Genomic DNA, 17,091 nt, shown 5'->3' on the forward strand with positions numbered 1-17,091 from the left:
ATGACGACGCACGGCTCTTCCAAGGCCCCCCTCGTCGTGGTCGGCGACGCCCTGCTCGACCGCGACCTGACCGGCAGCGCCGACCGCCTCGCCCCCGACGCGCCGGTGCCGGTCGTCGCCGGCTGTGAGGAACGCGTCCGCCCCGGCGGCGCCGCGCTCGCCGCGTACCTCGCGGCCGCCGACGGCCGGCCCGTCACCCTGATCACCGGCCTCGGAGACGACCCGGCGAGCGGGCGGCTGCGCGAACTCCTCGACGGGCGCGTGGAGTTGATCCCGCTGCCGCTGACCGGAGCACTGTCGGAGAAGACCCGTGTGCTGGCCCGCGGCCGCCCCGTGGTCCGCCTGGACCGCGGCGACGGACGGGCCCGCGCGGCCACCGAGGAGGCCCGCGCCGCGCTGGGCGCGGCCCCGGCCGTGCTGGTGTCCGACTACGGCCGCGGCGCGGCGGACGCCCTGCGGGACGTGCTGACCGAACGCCCCCCGCTGGTCTGGGACCCGCACCCGCGCGGCGGCCCGCCGGTGCCGGGCACCCGGCTCGTCACCCCGGCCCGCTCCGAGGCGGAGGCCTTCGCCCGGCAGACGGACGCCGGGGCGGACACGCCGGGCGGAGAGCTGAGGCAGGCCGCCGGGCAGGCCGCCGCGCTCGTACGGCACTGGCGGGTCGGCGCCGTCTCCGTCACCCTCGGCGTGCGCGGCGCACTGCTGTCCTACGGCGACCACCCGCTGCTCGTGCCCGCGCCCGCCGCCCACGAGGGCGACCCGTGCGGCGCCGGTGACCGCTTCGCCGCCACGGCGGCCGGACTGCTCGCCGACGGGTCCCTGGTGGGCGAGGCGCTCCAGGGCGCCGTCGCCGCGGCGACGGCCTTCGTCGGGTCCGGCGGTGCCGCCGCGTTCCCCCCTCCGGCCCCCGGCCGGACGGCGGCACCGGCCGCTCCCAGTGCGCCCTGCGGTGACGGCGCGTCCGGCGACCCCTTCGCCGTGGCCGCCCGCGTCCGCGCCTTTGGCGGGACCGTCGTCGCCGCCGGTGGCTGCTTCGACCTGCTGCACGCCGGGCACGTCGGCCTGCTCCAGGCCGCCCGGCGCATCGGCGACTGCCTGGTGGTGTGCGTCAACTCCGACGACTCCGTGCGCCGCCGCAAGGGCGACGGCCGCCCGGTCAACCCCCTCGCCGACCGGGTCCGCGTCCTGCGCGCCCTGGGCTGCGTCGACGCGGTCGCCGTGTTCGACGAGGACACCCCCGAGCGGCTGCTCGCCGAACTGCGCCCCGACGTATGGGTCAAGGGCGGCGACTACACCGGCGCCGACCTGCCCGAGGCGGCGCTGCTGCGGGAGTGGGGCGGACAGGCCGTCCTGCTGCCCTACCTCGACGGCCGCTCCTCCACCGCGCTGATCGCCCGCGCTGCGGAGGGCGCCCGGTGACCCGGCCCCGGCTGCTCGTCCTGCGCGCCCTGGGCCTGGGCGACCTGCTGGCCGGGGTGCCGGCGCTGCGCGCCCTGCGCCGCGGCTTCCCCGGCCACGAGCTGATCCTCGCCGCGCCCGCCGGGCTGACCCCGGTCGCCGACGCCACGGGAGCCGTCGACCGGCTGCTGCCCGCCGCCGCGCCCGGCCGCGCCGTACCGCGGCACATCGACTGGACCGGGCCGCCGCCCGACCTCGCCGTCGACCTGCACGGCAACGGGCCGCCCAGCCACCGCCTCCTCCAGACGCTGCACCCGCGCCGGCTGTGGGCCTTCGCACACCCCGGCACCCCGGAGATCGACGGGCCGCCGTGGTGGGCGGAGGAACACGAGCGGGACCGCTGGTGCCGCTTCGTGGAGTACTACGGCGTCGCAGCCGACCCCGCGGACCTGCGGCTGCCCGCACCGCCCGGACCGTCCCCGGCGCCGGACGCCGTCGTACTGCACCCGGGCGCCGGGGCACCGTCGCGCTGCTGGCCCATCGAGCGGTACGCCGCCGTCGCGACCGCTCTGCGCGAGCGCGGACTGCGGGTCGTGGTCACCGGGGGAGAGGGCGAGGAGGACCTCGTCGCCCGGCTCGCCAAAGCGGCCCGGCTGCCCGACACCGACACCTTCGGCGGCGGCCTGCCCTTCGCCCGCCTGTCCGCCCTGGTCGCCGGCGCCCGCGCCGTGATCAGCGGCGACACCGGCATCGCGCACCTCGCCGTCGCCCACGCCACCCGCTCGGTGACCCTGTTCGGCCCCGTCGCGCCCAGTTGCTGGGGACCGCCGGACGACCCGCGCCACCAGGTGCTCTGGCGCCCCGGCCCGCAGCAGGGTGACCCGCACGGGAGCCGGCCCGACCCGGCGCTGCTGCGAATCACCCCCGACGACGTCCTGCACGCCTACGACCGGCTGCCGTCATGAGTGACCTCGGCATCGTCATCGCCACCCGCGACCGCGCCGACCGCCTGGCCGGCGCCCTGCGCCATCTCACCGCACTGCCCGAGCGGCCCGAGATCCTCGTCGTGGACAACGCCTCCCGCGACCACACCCGCGCCCTGATCGCCCGCGACTTCCCGCAGGTCCGGGTACTCACGCTGACCGAGAACCGGGGCGCGCTCGCCCGCACCGAAGGGGTACGCGCGCTGAACACGCCGTACATCGCCTTCAGCGACGACGACTCCTGGTGGGAGGCGGGCTCCCTGGAACTCGCCGCGAAGCTGCTGGACGCCCATCCCCGGCTCGGCCTGATCTCGGCACGCACCCTCGTCGGCCCCGGCGAGGAGGAGGACCCGCTCAACGACGTCCTCGCCCGCTCCCCGCTCGGACCCGCCATCGACCTGCCCGGCGTCCAGGTACTCGGCTTCCTCGCCTGCGCCGGCGTGGTGCGCCGCAGCGCCTACCTCGACGCGGGCGGCTTCCACCCGGTGCTGTTCTTCGGGGGCGAGGAGACCGTGCTCGCCTACGACCTCGCCGCGCGCGGCTGGGGCGTCACCCACTGCCCGGACGTCGTCGCCCACCACCACCCCGACCCGGCGTCGCCGCGCCCCGGCCGTCCGGCCGCCCAGCGCCGCAACGACGTCCTCACCGCCTGGCTGCGCCGCCCCCTGCCGCAGGCCCTGGCCCGCACCCGTGACCTGGCGGCCGAGGCACGCCATGACCCCGTCGCCCGGCAGGCCCTGCGCGAGACCCTGACCCGTCTGCCGGCCGCCCTGCGCGCCCGCCGCCCCCTGCCGCCCCACCTGGAGCGCGCCGCCCGCACACTGGACGGAGCCCAGCCATGACCGACCCGCGCGCCACCGTCGTCGTCATCACCCACAACCGGCGCGACGAACTCCTGCGCACCCTCGGCCATCTGGCCGAACTCCCCGAGAAGCCACCGGTGATCGTCGTCGACAACGCCTCCGCCGACGGCACCCCCGACGCCGTCGCAAAGAAGCATCCGCAGGTACGGCTGCTGCGGCCCGGCCGTAATTTCGGCGCCATCGGGCGCAACCTCGCGGTGCGAGAGGTCCGCACCCCGTACGTGGCGTTCTGCGACGACGACTCCTGGTGGTCGCCCGGCGCGCTGTCCGGCGCCGCCGACCTGCTCGACCGGTACCCCTCGCTCGCCACCGTCACCGCACGCATCCTCGTCGAACCCGGCTCCACCGACGACCCGATCACCGAGGAACTGCGCAACTCGCCCGTGCCCGCCCCTCGCTGGCTGCCCGGACCGGCACTCGGCTCCTTCCTGGCCGCCGCGACCGTGCTGCGCACCGAGGCCTTCCGCGCCGCCGGCGGCTTCCATCCGCGGCTGTGGCTCGGCGGCGAGGAGGAGCTGCTCGCCGCCGACCTGGCCGCGAACGGCTGGTGGCTGACGTACGCCGACCATCTGACGATCCATCACCAGCCGTCCCCTGCGCGGGACGCCACCCTGCGCCGGGCGCACGGCATCCGCAACACCCTGTGGTTCACCTGGCTGCGCCGGCCGGCCCGCCCCGCGCTGCGCCGCACCGTCCACCTCGCGCGCACGGTCCCCCGCGACACGGTGTCGCTGCGGGCCTTCGCCGAGGCCGCGGCCGCGCTGCCGTGGGTCCTGCGCGAGCGGCGGGTGCTGCCCGCGGACGTCGAGGCGCGGATGCGGCTGCTGGAGGACGCACAGCGGCAGTCGAAGGCGCGGCGCTACGTCGGCTGAGCGCACCGCCACCCCCGAGTGCACAGGCAGGAGCGGGGCGGCCGCCCCGCTCCCACCTCATGCCCACCCGGGCGTTCTCATGGCTCGCTCCACCGGCACAGCAGCCGGAACACCGCGAACAGCGTCACCGGCCAGACGAAGGCGAACGCCCAGATCGCCGCGGGATGGGAGGTGCTGATGCCGGTCACCATCAGCCCGACGGCCACCGCGAGCAGCGCGGCGACGGTCAGCGGATGCGGCCGATGGGCGGCCAGCCGGGCCGGCCACGACCTCCGCGGCCGCTCGAGCGTGCGCAGCCGTCGCATGAGCCGGCGGTCGCGTCGCAGGTCGCGCTCCAGGTCGTCCAGTATCCGTTGTTCGTGGTCGGGGAGTCGGCCGATCGACACGGTGCCTCCAGGGGAAACGTCGGGAGGGGCCTTCTACGGGGGTGCCCCCAGGGGAAATGCCGGAGGGGATGTCCTTCGCGGGTGCCCCGCCCGCCGTACGGGCTAACCGGCCGCAGCGACCCGCAGAGCGTCCGGCAACACGTCCGCGCCGTCCGCCGCGCGGAAGCCGGCCGTGATGTGCCCGGCCCGTTCGCGGCCCTCGCCCAGGCACCACTGCCACCAGCGGCCGAGCCCGTCACCGTCCAGCCGGTCGGCCGGCAGCAGCGCGGGCCAGCCGCAGGCCCGCGCCTGTGCCGTCACTTTGGCGCCGCCCGCCACCGGGTCGATCGCCAGCGCCGGCGTCCCGGCGCGCAGCGCCAGCACCAGACCGTGCAGCCGGTCCGTGACGACGAGGTCCAGGCGGGCCAGCACCGCCTCGAACTGGGCGGCCGTCGCGCACAGCCGCCAGTCGTGGGAGTCCAGCCGGGTCTCCAGCTCCAGCCGCGCGCAGTCCCGCCCGGACAGCCACCCCGTGACCGCCTCGGCGACCTCGGCGTGCCGCCGCTGCCCGCCGTACTCGTGCTGCCCGTGGGTGAGGATCACGCCGGCCACCGGCCGGGCGGGCGGCGCGGGGGCGCGGGCGGCCAGGTCCAGGGACGGCTCGGCGCCCGGCGCGTCCCGCGCCAGCACCTGGTGGAAACCGGTGACGGCCCGGCTGCCCGGGTCGATCACGGACGTGCCGACGGCGATCCGCGCGCAGTGCGCGAACCGCCGGTGCAGGTCCTCGACCTGGGGACCGTGCAGCGGCCCGCACACGAACACCAGATGCGTGTAGTCCTCGGTGCGTACGTCGTCCAGGTGCAGGGCATCGGCCCGGAACCCCGGGCTCCATACGACGTCGTACGGCAGCCGTTCCCGGTCCAGCACGGCGCGCACCCGGTCCAGTGCCAGCACGTCACCGGCGGTCGCCTCCCCGTCCCGGAAGGTGAACCACCCCGTCAGCAGAATCCGTCCTCGCACAGTGGCCCCGAGTGCCCCGGGAGCGCCGCGGTCATGCGAGTGACCTGCACCCGGAAGGCGTCCCGGACGTCACCCGCCACGGCCTCGGCCCGTCGGCCCCGGCATGTGCGACCACCCCGAATGCCCCCACGACTGCCGCTCTGATCCGGGCCGGCGAGGGCATCGCGGACAGAAGGTGTCCGCAACTCCGGCTAGCGTGCGGGCATGGCCAAGACGACGACGGCTCCCGTGCTCGGCGCCCGTGCCCTCAACCGCGCGACCCTGGAGCGGCAACTGCTGCTGACCCGGTCGCCGTTGACGGCCCACGAAGCCGTGTCCCACCTCCTCGGACTGCAGGCGCAGAACGTCAAGCCGCCCTACTACGCGCTCGCCGCCCGCCTCGACGGCTTCGCGCCCGAGCAGCTCTCCCGGCTCATGGCCGACCGTGCCGTCGCCCGCATGGTCACCCTGCGCTCCACCATCCACACCCACACCGCCGACGACTGCCTCACTCTGCGCCCGCTGGTCCAGCCCGCCCGCGCACGCGAACTCTCCGCGTTCCGCAAGGGGCTGACGGGCGTCGACCTCGACCGGCTCGCCGTGCTAGCCCGGGACCTCGTCGAAGAAATGCCGCGCACCCTGAAGCAACTGCGTGAGGCGCTGCAGCCGCACTGGCCGGACGCCGACCCGCAGGCCCTCGGCATCGCCGCCCGCTGCACCCTGCCGCTCGTCCAGGTCACCCCGCGCGGACTGTGGGGCGCGAGCGGTCAGGTCGCGCTCACCACCGCCGAGCACTGGCTGGGCCGGCCCACCGAGCCGCCCGCCGGCCCGGACGCGACCGTCCTGCGCTACCTCGCCGCCTTCGGCCCCGCCTCGGTCAAGGACATGCAGATCTGGGCCGGTCTCACCCGGCTGCGCGACGCCTTCGAACGGCTCAGGCCCCGATTGCTCACCTTCCGCGACGAGCGGGGCGTCGAGCTGTTCGACCTGCCCGACGCGCCGCGTCCCGACCCGGACACCCCGGCTCCGCCCCGCTTCCTGCCCGAGTTCGACAACCTGCTGCTCTCCCACGCCGACCGCAGCCGGGTCGTCCCGACCGAGCACCGGGGCCGCAGCTGGCAGGGCAACCAGGCCTACCGCACCCTCCTCCTCGACGGCTTCCTCGCGGGCCTGTGGGCGCTGGATCAGCAGGCGCTGGTCATCGAGCCGTTCACCGCGCCGGGCAGAACCCTGCGCGCGCAGATCACGGCCGAGGCGGAACACATGCTCGCGACGCTGCACCCGGAGTCGTCGTACGACATCCGCTTCGGCACGGTACGGCGCTGAGCGCTCAGTCCGCCCGGCCCGTCACCGCCACCGTCAGCCCCAGGCCGATCATCGTGAACCCGCCCGCACCGCCGATCAGCGACAGCCGCCGGTCCGAGCGCGCGAACCAGGCACGGGCGGCCGACGCGGTCAGGCCCCACAGCGTGTCGGTGACCAGGCCGATGGAGATCGGAACCAGCCCGAGCAGCAGCATCTGCGCCGGCACCCGGCCGGCCGCGTGGTCCACGAACTGCGGCAGCACGGCCGCGAAGAACACCACGCCCTTGGGGTTGGTCACCCCGACCAGGGCGCCGTCCAGCACGGTGCGCAGATCACCGCGCGCGGGCCCGCCGGGCGCCGCCCGGATCGCCGACGCCGTCAGCTCCCGGCGGTGCCGGAACGCCTGCACCCCCAGGTACACCAGATACGCGGCACCGGCCAGCTTCACCGCCAGATACACCGTCACCGACCGCTCGACCAGCGAGCCGACGCCCACCGCGACGGCCACGACGAGCAGATACGACCCGAGGACGTTGCCCAGCGCCGTCGCCACCGCGGTGCGGCGCCCGTGCGCCAGCGCCCGCCCGATGACGAACAGCACGCTCGGCCCCGGGATCACGATCACCAGCAACGACATCACCGCGAAGGCGAGCACACGATCGGTGGACACCATGCGCCGACCCTACGCCCTGCGCCCGCGTCGGGCATTGGAAAGGGGGGCGGTGCGGGCTGCTCGTGGAAGCCCGCAACGCCCCCCTGGTAATCACCTGAGGGATACTCAGGAGTCTTCTGGGGTCATGAGCGTGTCATGACGTGACCTGCGCGGTCACGAGGCTGGAGAAGGTGGTCAGCCGGGTGTACACACCCGGGTAACCCGCCTCAGCGCAACCCTCCCCCCAGGAAGTGATCCCTGCCAGGACGCCCCCGATGAGCAGGGGACCGCCGCTGTCGCCCTGGCAGGTGTCCACGCCACCGGATGAGTACCCGGCGCACACCATGTCGCTCTGCACGAAGTCAGAGCCGTAGGAAGTCTTGCAGCTCGCGTCGGACACGATCGGGACCGTGGCGGTGCGCAGCTGGTTGGAGGAGCTGCCGTTCTCCGCGGTCGTGCCCCAGCCGAGGATGCGGGCCGTGGTGCCCGCCGCGTACACCGAGGTGTCGGACGGCGCGACGTACTTCGCCGCCGTGTACGGCATCGGCGCCGACAGCGTCAGCACGGCCACGTCGTCGCCGTTCGAGGCGTCCGTGTAGTCCGGGTCGACCCAGATCCTGCTGACCCGGCCGACCGTGCCGTTGGTGCCGTTGAGGTAGGTGCGGCCGCCCACGACCCGCACGCCGGACGGGGTCTCGCCGGCCATGCAGTGCGCGGCCGTGACCACCTTGGTCGGGGCGACGAGGGTGCCGCCGCAGAACTGGTTCTGCGAGGCGTCGGTGATCTGCATCATGAACGGGTACGCCGTCGTCGTGGTGGTCGTGCCGCCCACGACGGGCTGCGGCGCGGCGACGGCGGCGGGAGCGCTGAAGACTGCCGCGGCGACGGCCGCGACGGCGACGGCGGCGGTCCTGCCCGCCGTCGATCTCGCACGGGTGAGCCCGAACATCAGTCTCCTCGGTGGGGTTGCCGGTGGGGGGTATCGCACGGGTGTGCGGGGGACGCGGGACCGGCCCCCGTGTGCCCGGGCGAGCGGCACGTCCCTCACGCTAGAACCCGTGCCACCGCCCTCCCAATGAGGGAACCCCCTAAGGGAGTCGGGCAGGGAAAACCCTCGATCGCCCCGCTGTTCACCCACGACGGCAGTAAACCCGCGCGGGCCTCACTTCGCGTGACGCCCCGCCGCCAGCCGCACGATGTCCACCCGGGAGCGGATCCCCAGCTTGCGGTAGACCCGGGTCAGGGTCGCCTCCACCGTCTTGACGCTGATGAACAGACGGGCGGCGATCTCCCGGTTGGTGGCGCCCTCCATGACCAGGCCCGCCACCTGACGCTCCATCGAGGCCAGCGAGTCCAGCGCGGTGTGCAGCCCGGCCGGTGCCGGGGCCGGCCGCTGCGCCGCGGCGGCGGTGGCCGCCTGAGCGGCTGCCTCCACCTGCCGCAGCCACGGCAGCGCACGGCAGCGCCGGAACAGCCGTGCCGCCTCGTCGTACGACGTCGGTCCGGGCCGTCCGGCGCGCAGCCGGGCCAGCGCGTACGCGGCCCGCGCCTCCTCCAGGCCGTAACCCAGCTTGGCCAACCGGTCCTGAGCGGACGTCAGCTGCGCGAGCGCGGCCTCCGTGTCTCCCCGGGCCGCCCGCACCAGCGCCCCGGCCCGGTCGAGCACCGCGAGCACGCTCTCCCGGCGCAGCCGCAGCGCGTGCTCGCGGGCGGTGTCGATGACCTCCTGCGCCTCGCCCACCTCGCCGATGCGCACCAGTGCCTCGGCGAGGTCGCCGTGCCAGCGGCCGCGGGCCGGGTCGGTGATGCCGAGGCCCGCCTCCAGCTCCCGCACCCGGCGCAGCGACACCACGGCCCCGCGCGCGTCCCCGGCGACCAACTGCGCGTGGCCGAGGGCGGCCAGCGCCCGCGAGAGGTACATCTGGTCGCCGTCCTCCTCGGCGTGCGCGGCGGCCTCCCGGGCCAGCGCCTCCGCCCGCTCCACGTCCCCGGCGGACGCCTCGGCGAGCGAGGCCAGCATCGCGGAGGCGCCCTCACCGATGCCGGAGTCGCGGGCCAGTCTGAGGCTCTCGCGGGCCAGGTCCAGGGCCCGCCCGCAGTGCCCGGACAGCAACTCGGTCTCGGCGAGGGCGCGCAGGAAGTGCACCTCGCTCTCGACCATGCCGCGCCGGCGCACCTCGCGCAGCAGCGCGCTGATCGTCGTACGGGCCTCCGGCAGCTGATCGCTCATCAGCAGCCAGCGGAAGCGGGCCGCGCCGGCGCCGTTGTGATGGCACGCCACATACGGGTCCTGCGGCTCCTGCAACGCCCGCTTGACGGTGACCGGGGCGTCCGGGTGGCCCATCAGGGTCTCGGTGGACGCCTGGAAGGACAGTGCCATCAGCTCGGTGCGCCGGTTCCCGGCCCGCGCGGCCAGCTCCGCGGCGTGCGCGGCCTCCTGGCGGGCCTCGGCGAAGTCGCCCTCGACGACCAGGGCGCGCCAGGCCAGCTGGTAGTGGACCAGGGCCAGCAGCCGGGGGTCGTCACCGGCGTCGGCCAGCGCCTGCGGGAAGACGGCGTCCACGTCACCGAGGGCCTGCCCGGCCGCCTCGATCACCACCATCCAGGCCCGCACCCGCTCCGCGGGCACGGCCGCCCGGGTCAGCACCTCGCGGGCGATGTCCCGGGCGAGGTCCGCCTCGCCGGCCGTGATCGCGTCCTCCGCGGCCTGCAGCCGCCGCTCGTCCGGCGCGGGCGAGCCGTCGGCCGGTGTGTGCCGGGCCGCGAGCAGCCCCAGCGAGGCGGCCACCGACGGCGCCCCGCGGTCCCGGGCGAGCGCCGCGGCCTCGGCCAGCGAGGCGGCGACGTCCGGGTCGGTGCCGATGGTGGCCAGCGCCAGGTGCCGGGCCCGCTCGATCGGGTCCGAGGCGGCCGTGGACAGCGCGGCGTGCGCGGCGCGCCGCTCGTGGGCGGGCGCCTCCGCGTACAGGGCGGCCGAGATCAGCGGATGCGCGAACCGCACCGCCGGCGCCTCCGGCTCGGTCGTGAGCAGCCCCAGCTCCGCGGCGCGCGCGCACTCGGCCTCGGCGTGGTCCCGCCCGGCCGCGTGCAGCAGCGCCGCCGTCGGCCGGGCGCCGGCGCTGGCCACCAGCAGGGTGCGGCGGGCCTCGTCGGACAGCAGGTCCAGCCGGCTGAGCACCAGCGCCCGCAGCGAGGTCGGCACCGGCAACGGCTCGCCCGGCCGCGGCGGCGTCGGATTCTCGGCCAGCGCCCGGCCCAGCTCCAGAGCGAAGAGGGGATTGCCGCCACTGGTCCGGTGGATGTCCCGCACCGTGGATCTCGGCAGCCCGGTGTACCCGCGGTGGTCGAGCAGCGCGGACACCTGGCCGCGGGTGAGCGGACCGAGCCGCACGGCGAGCGTGTCGGGCGGACAGGCACGCAGATACCGGTCGTACTCCTGCGCCTCGGTGCGCACGGCGCACAGCATGCGCACGGGTGTGTCGCCGAGCCGCCGGGCGGCGAAGCCGAGCAGCTCGGCGCTGGCCGAGTCCAGCCACTGGAAGTCGTCGGCCACCACCAGCACCGGCCCGTCCTCGGCCAGCGCCCGCAGCGCCGACAGAACGGCCAGCCGCAGCGCGAGACCGTCACGCTGCAGGGTCGACTCGCCCCGCCCGGTCAGCGCGGACTCCAGAGCGGTGCGCTGCGCGCCGGGCAGCCGGTCGGCGATCCGGTCGAGGACCAGCCCGAACAGGTCGGCGAGGGCGAGGAAGGGCAGATGGGATTCGGACTCGGTGGCCGAGCAGCGCAACACGGTGCCGGACTGGAAGCAGTTTTCCGCGGCCAATGCCCGCAGCACGGTCGACTTTCCTATTCCGGCCGGGCCGTGCAGCAGCACGCTGCCTCCGGACACGAGCCGCTCACGCGCCGCGCTGAACAGCTCCTCCCGGCCGATGACCAGGTCGGGGCGGCATCGGGCAGGCTCCTGGAAGTCCCGTCGCACGGTTACCGCTCCCCTCCGTGTGTCGTGTCCGGGCCAAATTCTAGGCAACCGCGCAGGAAATTCGGACGGACGATGTCGTGAGGGATATAACAACATCCTTGCGCAACGAAAAATTCACAGCGCCGTCTGCCTGAATGACAACGCTGCCGACCACTCTTTCCCCTGCCCACAAGGACCCCGCGCCACGCCGGTGCCGCGCCCGCCCGCCCCGGCGCCGACCACAAACGGACCGAAGGCGCGACACCAGCCACCCACGCACCGCAACGGGCCGCCGCAGGCACAGAACGGGGCGCGGGGAACTGCGTGAGGAACCACGACGCACCCGCAGCCGCACGACTACGGCAGAAGCCCCACCCGCCGCGCGGCCGCCACCGCCTCCCCGCGGGTGTGCGCCCCAAGCTTCCGCATGGCCGACCGCAAATACGCCTTCACCGTCTCCGGACGCAGCCGGAGCCGCTCACCGATCACCGCATTGGTCGCCCCGGAAGCCACCCACGACAGCACATCCAGCTCCCGGGGCGCCAGGCTCACCCCCACCGTCCCACCCGCCGGCGCCAGCAGCCCGCACACCCCCAGCAGCTCCGCCCGCAGCGCCGGATCCCCGATCCGCGGAGCCAGCGCCCGCAGGGCGGCGTGCGCCTCCCGCACCTGCTCCCAGCCCCCGGCGGAACGCGCCCGCTGGGGCCGCGCCGCCGCCAGCAGCTCGCGCGCCTCCTCCCGCACCACCAGCGCCTGCTCCACGTCCCGCGCCGTCGCCACCGCCTCGCTCAGCGCCCGGTCCCCCAGCGGCTGAGCGCTCCGCAGGGCCCCGTACAGCACCCCCCGCACCCGCCGCCGTACCACCACCGGCACCGCGAGCACCGAGCGCAGACCCTCCTCGGCGACGGCCGCGTCGTACTCGTGGCTGATCTGCCGTGACGAGGAGTAGTCCGCCACCGCGCACGGCAGGGCGAGCGCCACCGCCTTGCCGCCCAGCCCGTTGCCGGAGGTCACCGCGAGGGAGCGCAGCGCCGAGGTGTCGTTGCCGCTCAGCTCGCTGATCCGGATCCGGCGGTGCCCGGCGTCCACCAGCCCGCCGAAGGCCACCGGTAGCCCGGTGCCGCGGCGCAGCCGCGCCAGCGCACCGCGTATCTCCACCACGTCGGACGCGTCCGCTGTCACCTGCTCGACCCCTCACTGCGGCTGTTTCGCGGCCCCCCACCCCCTTTCGGGGGTAGTGAGACCTGCATCACGGATTAGACGATGTACCCGAGCCGCCCGGCAATGGTCCGGCACAACAGGAGGACAGATGACGGCGACGGACGACTTCCGCAGGGCACGGGACTTCCTGCTGGAGCACCGCGAGGACTACGCAGGCGCCTACGCCGGTTTCCGCTGGCCCCGGCCCGAGTACTTCAACTGGGCGCTCGACTGGTTCGACGTCATCGCCGACGGCAACGACCGCACGGCGCTGCACATCGTCGAGGAGGACGGCAGCGAGACCCGGCTGTCCTTCGCCGAGCTGTCCGACCGCTCCGACCGCGTGGCGAACTGGCTGCGCGACCGAGGCGTGGCCGCCGAGGACCGGGTGCTGGTCATGCTCGGCAACCAGGCCGAGCTGTGGGAGACCGCGCTCGCCGCGATGAAGCTGCGCGCGGTGGTCATCCCGGCCACCCCGCTGCTCGGCCCCGCCGACCTGCGCGACCGCGTGGAGCGGGGCCGGGTCAAGCATGTGATCGTGCGCGCGGAGGACACGGAGAAGTTCGCCGAGGTGCCCGGGGCCTACACCCGGATCAGCGTCGGCGGCCTGCCCACGGAGGGCTGGGAGCCGTACGAGGACGGCTACGCGGCCCCGGCCGGGTACGTCCCGGACGGTCCGACCCGCGCCGACGACCCGCTGATGCTGTACTTCACCTCCGGCACCACCGCCCGGCCCAAGCTGGTCGAGCACACCCACACCTCGTACCCGATCGGGCACCTGGCGACCATGTACTGGGTCGGCCTCATCCCCGGCGACGTGCATCTCAACATCTCCTCGCCGGGCTGGGCCAAGCACGCCTGGTCCAATCTCTTCGCGCCGTGGAACGCCGAGGCGACCGTCTTCATCCACAACTACAGCCGCTTCGACCCGGCCCGCCTGATGTCCGAGATGGACCGGGCCGGCGTGACCACGTTCTGCGCCCCGCCGACCGTGTGGCGCATGCTCATCCAGGCCGACCTGTCCCAGCTGCGCAACCGGCCCCGCGAGGTCGTCGCCGCCGGCGAGCCGCTGAACCCCGAGGTCATCGAGCAGGTGCGGCGCGCCTGGGGCCGCACCATCCGGGACGGCTTCGGGCAGACCGAGACGGCCGTGCAGGTCGCCAACACACCGGGCCAGGACCTCAAGACCGGGTCCATGGGCCGTCCCAGCCCCGGCTACCGCGTCGAGCTGCTCGACCCCGTCTCCGGCGCGCCCGGCGCCACCGAGGGCGAGATCGCGCTCGACCTGTCCGAACGCCCGGTGGGCCTGATGACCGGCTACCACGGCGACGCCGACCGTACGGCGGAGGCGATGGCCGGCGGCTACTACCGCACCGGCGACATCGCCGCCCGGGACGAGGACGGGTACCTGACCTACGTGGGCCGGGCCGACGACGTCTTCAAGGCGTCCGACTACAAGATCAGCCCGTTCGAGCTGGAGAGCGCCCTGCTGGAGCACGAGGCGGTCGCCGAGGCGGCGGTCGTGCCCGCGCCGGACGAGCTGCGCCTGGCCGTGCCGAAGGCGTACGTCGTCCTCGCCGAGGGCTACGAGCCCGGCCCGGACACCGCCAAGATGCTCTTCGAGCACTCCCGTCAGGTGCTGGCACCGTACAAGCGCATCCGGCGGCTGGAGTTCGGTGCGCTGCCGAAGACGGTGTCCGGCAAGATCCGCCGTATCGAGCTGCGCGAGGCCACGGCCGCGGGGTCGGACGACGAGTGCCGCGAGGAGGACTTCCGGTGACCGCACTGTCCTACACGCACGGCACCAGCGGGACCGTCCTGCTCGGCGACACCATCGGCGCCAACCTCGACCGGGCCGTCGCGGCCTGGCCGGAGCGCGAGGCGCTCGTCGACGTACCCTCCGGCCGGCGCTGGACGTACGCCCGGTTCGGTGCCGAGGTCGACACGCTGGCGCGGGCGCTCGTCGCCGGCGGCATCGCCAAGGGGGACCGGGTCGGCATCTGGGCGATCAACTGCCCGGAGTGGGTCCTGGTCCAGTACGCCACCGCCCGCATCGGCGCGATCATGGTGAACATCAACCCGGCCTACCGCACCCACGAGGTCGAGTACGTCCTCAACCAGTCCGGTGTCCGTCTGCTCGTCGCCTCCGTCAGCCACAAGACCAGCGACTACCGGGCGATGGTCGACCAAGTGCGCGGCAGATGCCCAGAGCTGCGCGAGGTCGTGTACATCGGCGACCCGAGCTGGGACGCGCTGCTCTCCCGCGCCACCGCGGACGTGACGTACGAGGCCCTGTCCTGCGACGACCCCATCAACATCCAGTACACCTCGGGCACGACGGGCTTCCCCAAGGGGGCCACCCTCTCCCACCACAACATCCTCAACAACGGTTACTTCGTGGGCGAGTTGATCACCTACGGCGAGCAGGACAGGATCTGCATCCCGGTCCCCTTCTACCACTGCTTCGGCATGGTCATGGGCAACCTGGCGGCCACCTCGCACGGCGCCTGCATGGTGATCCCGGCCCCCTCCTTCGACCCGAAGGCCACCCTGGAGGCCGTCCAGCAGGAGCGCTGCACCTCGCTCTACGGCGTGCCGACCATGTTCATCGCGGAGCTGAACCTGCCCGACTTCGCCGCGTACGACCTCACCTCGCTGCGCACCGGCATCATGGCCGGCTCGCCCTGCCCGGTGGAGGTGATGAAGCGGGTGGTCGCCGAGATGCACATGGAGCAGGTCTCCATCTGCTACGGCATGACCGAGACCTCCCCGGTGTCCCTGCAGACCCGGATGGACGACGACCTGGAGCACCGCACCGGCACCGTCGGCCGCGTGCTGCCGCACATCGAGGTGAAGATCGTCGACCCGGCCACCGGCGTCACCCAACCCCGGGGTGAGGCAGGGGAGTTGTGCACGCGCGGCTACAGCGTGATGCTCGGCTACTGGCAGGAGCCCGACAAGACCGCCGAGGCGATCGACGCCGGACGCTGGATGCACACCGGGGACCTCGCGGTGATGCGCGAGGACGGGTACGTCGAGATCGTCGGCCGCATCAAGGACATGATCATCCGGGGCGGGGAGAACATCTACCCGCGCGAGATCGAGGAGTTCCTCTACGGCCACCCGAAGATCCGCGACGTCCAGGTCGTCGGCGTCCCGCACGAGAAGTACGGCGAGGAGGTACTGGCCTGCGTCATCCCGCGCGACCCCGCCGAGCCGCCGACCCTCGAGGACGTCCGCGGCTTCTGCGAGGGGCAGTTGGCCCACTACAAGATCCCCAGCCGGCTCCAGCTCCTGGACACCTTCCCGATGACGGTGTCCGGCAAGGTCCGCAAGGTGGAACTCCGGCAGAAGTACGCCGGCTGAACCGGGCTCCGCCCGCGGGAGCGGAGTTCGCTCCGCGTCCGGACCGGCGGGGCGGCCGTGGACGACAGCATCGGGTGCGGCACGGCACGCACCCGACGCGAAGGAGACCCTCCGGGCTGTGGCTCCTCGCCGTCGTGCTCGGCGTACCCCTGGGGCCATGACGCTCCCCGGCTTGGCGTCCGCTGCCGGGCGCGGTCACCGTGCCCTGCCGGCGCCGGCTCCGGGCCGGCGCCTGAGCGCACCGGGCGCCGGCGACCGGCCGGTGCCGAGCGCGCTCAGGACGCCGTATCCGGTGCGGTGAAGGCGCGGGCCGCGTCGTTGACCGGGCGGGGTGCGTGCGCCGCGTCCAGGCTGAACAGCGGGATGTCCAGGCCGTCCGCGCGGGCGCGGGCGTCGGCGGTGTAACCGGCCCGGGAGAAGTGGACGCCCCGCGCCGAGCGGATCATCGCCGTCAGCCACAGGCACTCCACGTCCCGCAGACAGGCCGGCCGCTCGCCCGGGTCGACGTGCGCCACCAGGCCGGGCGCGACCAGGCCGATGCCGTGCGCCGGGCGCCGGCGGGCCCGGCGGACGTCGTGGTGACCGAGCCGGTGCAGCAGCCGCGCGGCCGCGACGACCGCGTCCCACGGCCCGGGCTCTCCCCGCGCCACCGGAACACGCACCACCGTGCCGCACGGGCACCCCAGCTCCGGCTGCGGCCACTCGCCCTCGCGCCCGCACGCCCCGCACCGCAGCGACACCCACTGCTCGTCCCACACCGGATGCGTCACGGCCATGGGCGCCCCGCGCGGGTCCAGCGGCGGTACGACCGGCGCGCCGCACGCGCAGGGATACACAGGCACGGTGAAGCGCCGCTCGCGTCGGCAGGCCGGGCAGCGCACCGGCACGCTCTCGGGCATGGCCCCCTCCCCAGGCGTCGCGTCGGCTCGGCGCTCCCATGGTGCTCCACCTGTCCACCGTCTGTCCGTCTCTTGACGGTCTTCGCCCCGCGCCTTACATTGCTTCCACGTAGTAGAAATTAATTTCCGCAATACGGAAAGTCCGGCAAGGCTCGGACGCCGGACGGCGGAGCTGGACTGGACGCGGACACGAACTCACCGCAGGGCGCGACGGGGAGAGCGAATCCGACA

At 74.5% G+C, this 17,091-nt stretch carries 14 protein-coding genes; 7 read left to right on the forward strand and 7 right to left on the reverse strand.

Going from position 1 to position 17,091, the window contains the following annotated elements:
• From rfaE2 to ACF1GV_RS38340, 4 genes are read left to right on the forward strand one after another with little or no spacing between them, the layout of a single operon-like run.
• On the forward strand, positions 1-1,419 hold the full coding sequence (gene rfaE2, locus ACF1GV_RS38325) for a D-glycero-beta-D-manno-heptose 1-phosphate adenylyltransferase (RefSeq protein WP_391690856.1): 1,419 nt from the start codon (positions 1-3) through the stop codon (positions 1,417-1,419).
• On the forward strand, positions 1,416-2,363 hold the full coding sequence (locus ACF1GV_RS38330; protein WP_391690859.1) for a glycosyltransferase family 9 protein: 948 nt from the start codon (positions 1,416-1,418) through the stop codon (positions 2,361-2,363). Before rfaE2 ends, ACF1GV_RS38330 begins: the two co-directional genes overlap by 4 nt.
• On the forward strand, positions 2,360-3,223 hold the full coding sequence (locus tag ACF1GV_RS38335; protein WP_391690862.1) for a glycosyltransferase family 2 protein: 864 nt from the start codon (positions 2,360-2,362) through the stop codon (positions 3,221-3,223). Before ACF1GV_RS38330 ends, ACF1GV_RS38335 begins: the two co-directional genes overlap by 4 nt.
• Positions 3,220-4,116: a glycosyltransferase family 2 protein gene (locus ACF1GV_RS38340; protein ID WP_391690866.1), complete on the forward strand. Its 897-nt coding sequence runs from the start codon at positions 3,220-3,222 to the stop codon at positions 4,114-4,116. Before ACF1GV_RS38335 ends, ACF1GV_RS38340 begins: the two co-directional genes overlap by 4 nt.
• A 77-nt stretch (positions 4,117-4,193) precedes the next feature.
• Here the strand turns inward: ACF1GV_RS38340 and ACF1GV_RS38345 are convergent, their stop codons facing one another.
• Complete coding sequence (locus ACF1GV_RS38345; protein ID WP_391690868.1) at positions 4,194-4,502, reverse strand: DUF3040 domain-containing protein; 309 nt, start codon at positions 4,500-4,502, stop codon at positions 4,194-4,196.
• Positions 4,503-4,604: 102 nt separating this feature from the next.
• Positions 4,605-5,501, reverse strand: coding sequence for a polysaccharide pyruvyl transferase family protein (locus tag ACF1GV_RS38350; protein WP_391690871.1), 897 nt, complete (start codon positions 5,499-5,501; stop codon positions 4,605-4,607).
• A gap of 204 nt (positions 5,502-5,705) precedes the next feature.
• Here ACF1GV_RS38350 and ACF1GV_RS38355 point away from each other — a divergent pair, with 204 nt between their 5' ends.
• Entirely contained in the window at positions 5,706-6,806 is a 1,101-nt protein-coding gene (locus ACF1GV_RS38355) for a winged helix DNA-binding domain-containing protein (protein WP_391690873.1), read from the forward strand.
• Between the two features lie 4 nt (positions 6,807-6,810).
• Here the strand turns inward: ACF1GV_RS38355 and ACF1GV_RS38360 are convergent, their stop codons facing one another.
• The 4 genes from ACF1GV_RS38360 to ACF1GV_RS38375 all read right to left on the reverse strand — a co-directional run bounded on the left by ACF1GV_RS38360 (position 6,811) and on the right by ACF1GV_RS38375 (position 12,577).
• Positions 6,811-7,458 carry a LysE family translocator gene (locus ACF1GV_RS38360; protein ID WP_391690876.1) on the reverse strand — a complete coding sequence of 216 codons (648 nt, stop codon included), beginning with the start codon at positions 7,456-7,458 and terminating at the stop codon, positions 6,811-6,813.
• A 133-nt stretch (positions 7,459-7,591) separates the two neighbouring features.
• Complete coding sequence (locus ACF1GV_RS38365; RefSeq protein ID WP_391690879.1) at positions 7,592-8,386, reverse strand: S1 family peptidase; 795 nt, start codon at positions 8,384-8,386, stop codon at positions 7,592-7,594.
• 213 nt (positions 8,387-8,599) lie between these two features.
• Positions 8,600-11,416, reverse strand: a complete 2,817-nt coding sequence (locus tag ACF1GV_RS38370; RefSeq protein ID WP_391690882.1) for an AAA family ATPase — start codon at positions 11,414-11,416, stop codon at positions 8,600-8,602.
• Between the two features lie 336 nt (positions 11,417-11,752).
• Complete coding sequence (locus ACF1GV_RS38375) at positions 11,753-12,577, reverse strand: response regulator transcription factor (protein ID WP_391690885.1); 825 nt, start codon at positions 12,575-12,577, stop codon at positions 11,753-11,755.
• Between the two features lie 127 nt (positions 12,578-12,704).
• Between ACF1GV_RS38375 and ACF1GV_RS38380 the strand changes: the two genes are divergently transcribed.
• Both ACF1GV_RS38380 and ACF1GV_RS38385 read left to right on the forward strand, forming a co-directional pair.
• Positions 12,705-14,375: an AMP-binding protein gene (locus ACF1GV_RS38380; protein WP_391690888.1), complete on the forward strand. Its 1,671-nt coding sequence runs from the start codon at positions 12,705-12,707 to the stop codon at positions 14,373-14,375.
• Positions 14,372-15,961 (forward strand): AMP-binding protein, encoded by a 1,590-nt coding sequence (locus tag ACF1GV_RS38385; RefSeq protein WP_391690891.1) that lies wholly within the window; start codon positions 14,372-14,374, stop codon positions 15,959-15,961. Before ACF1GV_RS38380 ends, ACF1GV_RS38385 begins: the two co-directional genes overlap by 4 nt.
• A 275-nt stretch (positions 15,962-16,236) precedes the next feature.
• Here the strand turns inward: ACF1GV_RS38385 and ACF1GV_RS38390 are convergent, their stop codons facing one another.
• A complete protein-coding gene (locus tag ACF1GV_RS38390; RefSeq protein ID WP_391690894.1) occupies positions 16,237-16,860 on the reverse strand; it encodes a hypothetical protein in 624 nt (207 codons plus the stop codon).
• Positions 16,861-17,091 lie beyond the last annotated feature (231 nt).

It is taken from the genome of Streptomyces sp. NPDC014006 (genome assembly GCF_043088925.1).
Classification (GTDB): Bacteria; Actinomycetota; Actinomycetes; order Streptomycetales; family Streptomycetaceae; genus Streptomyces.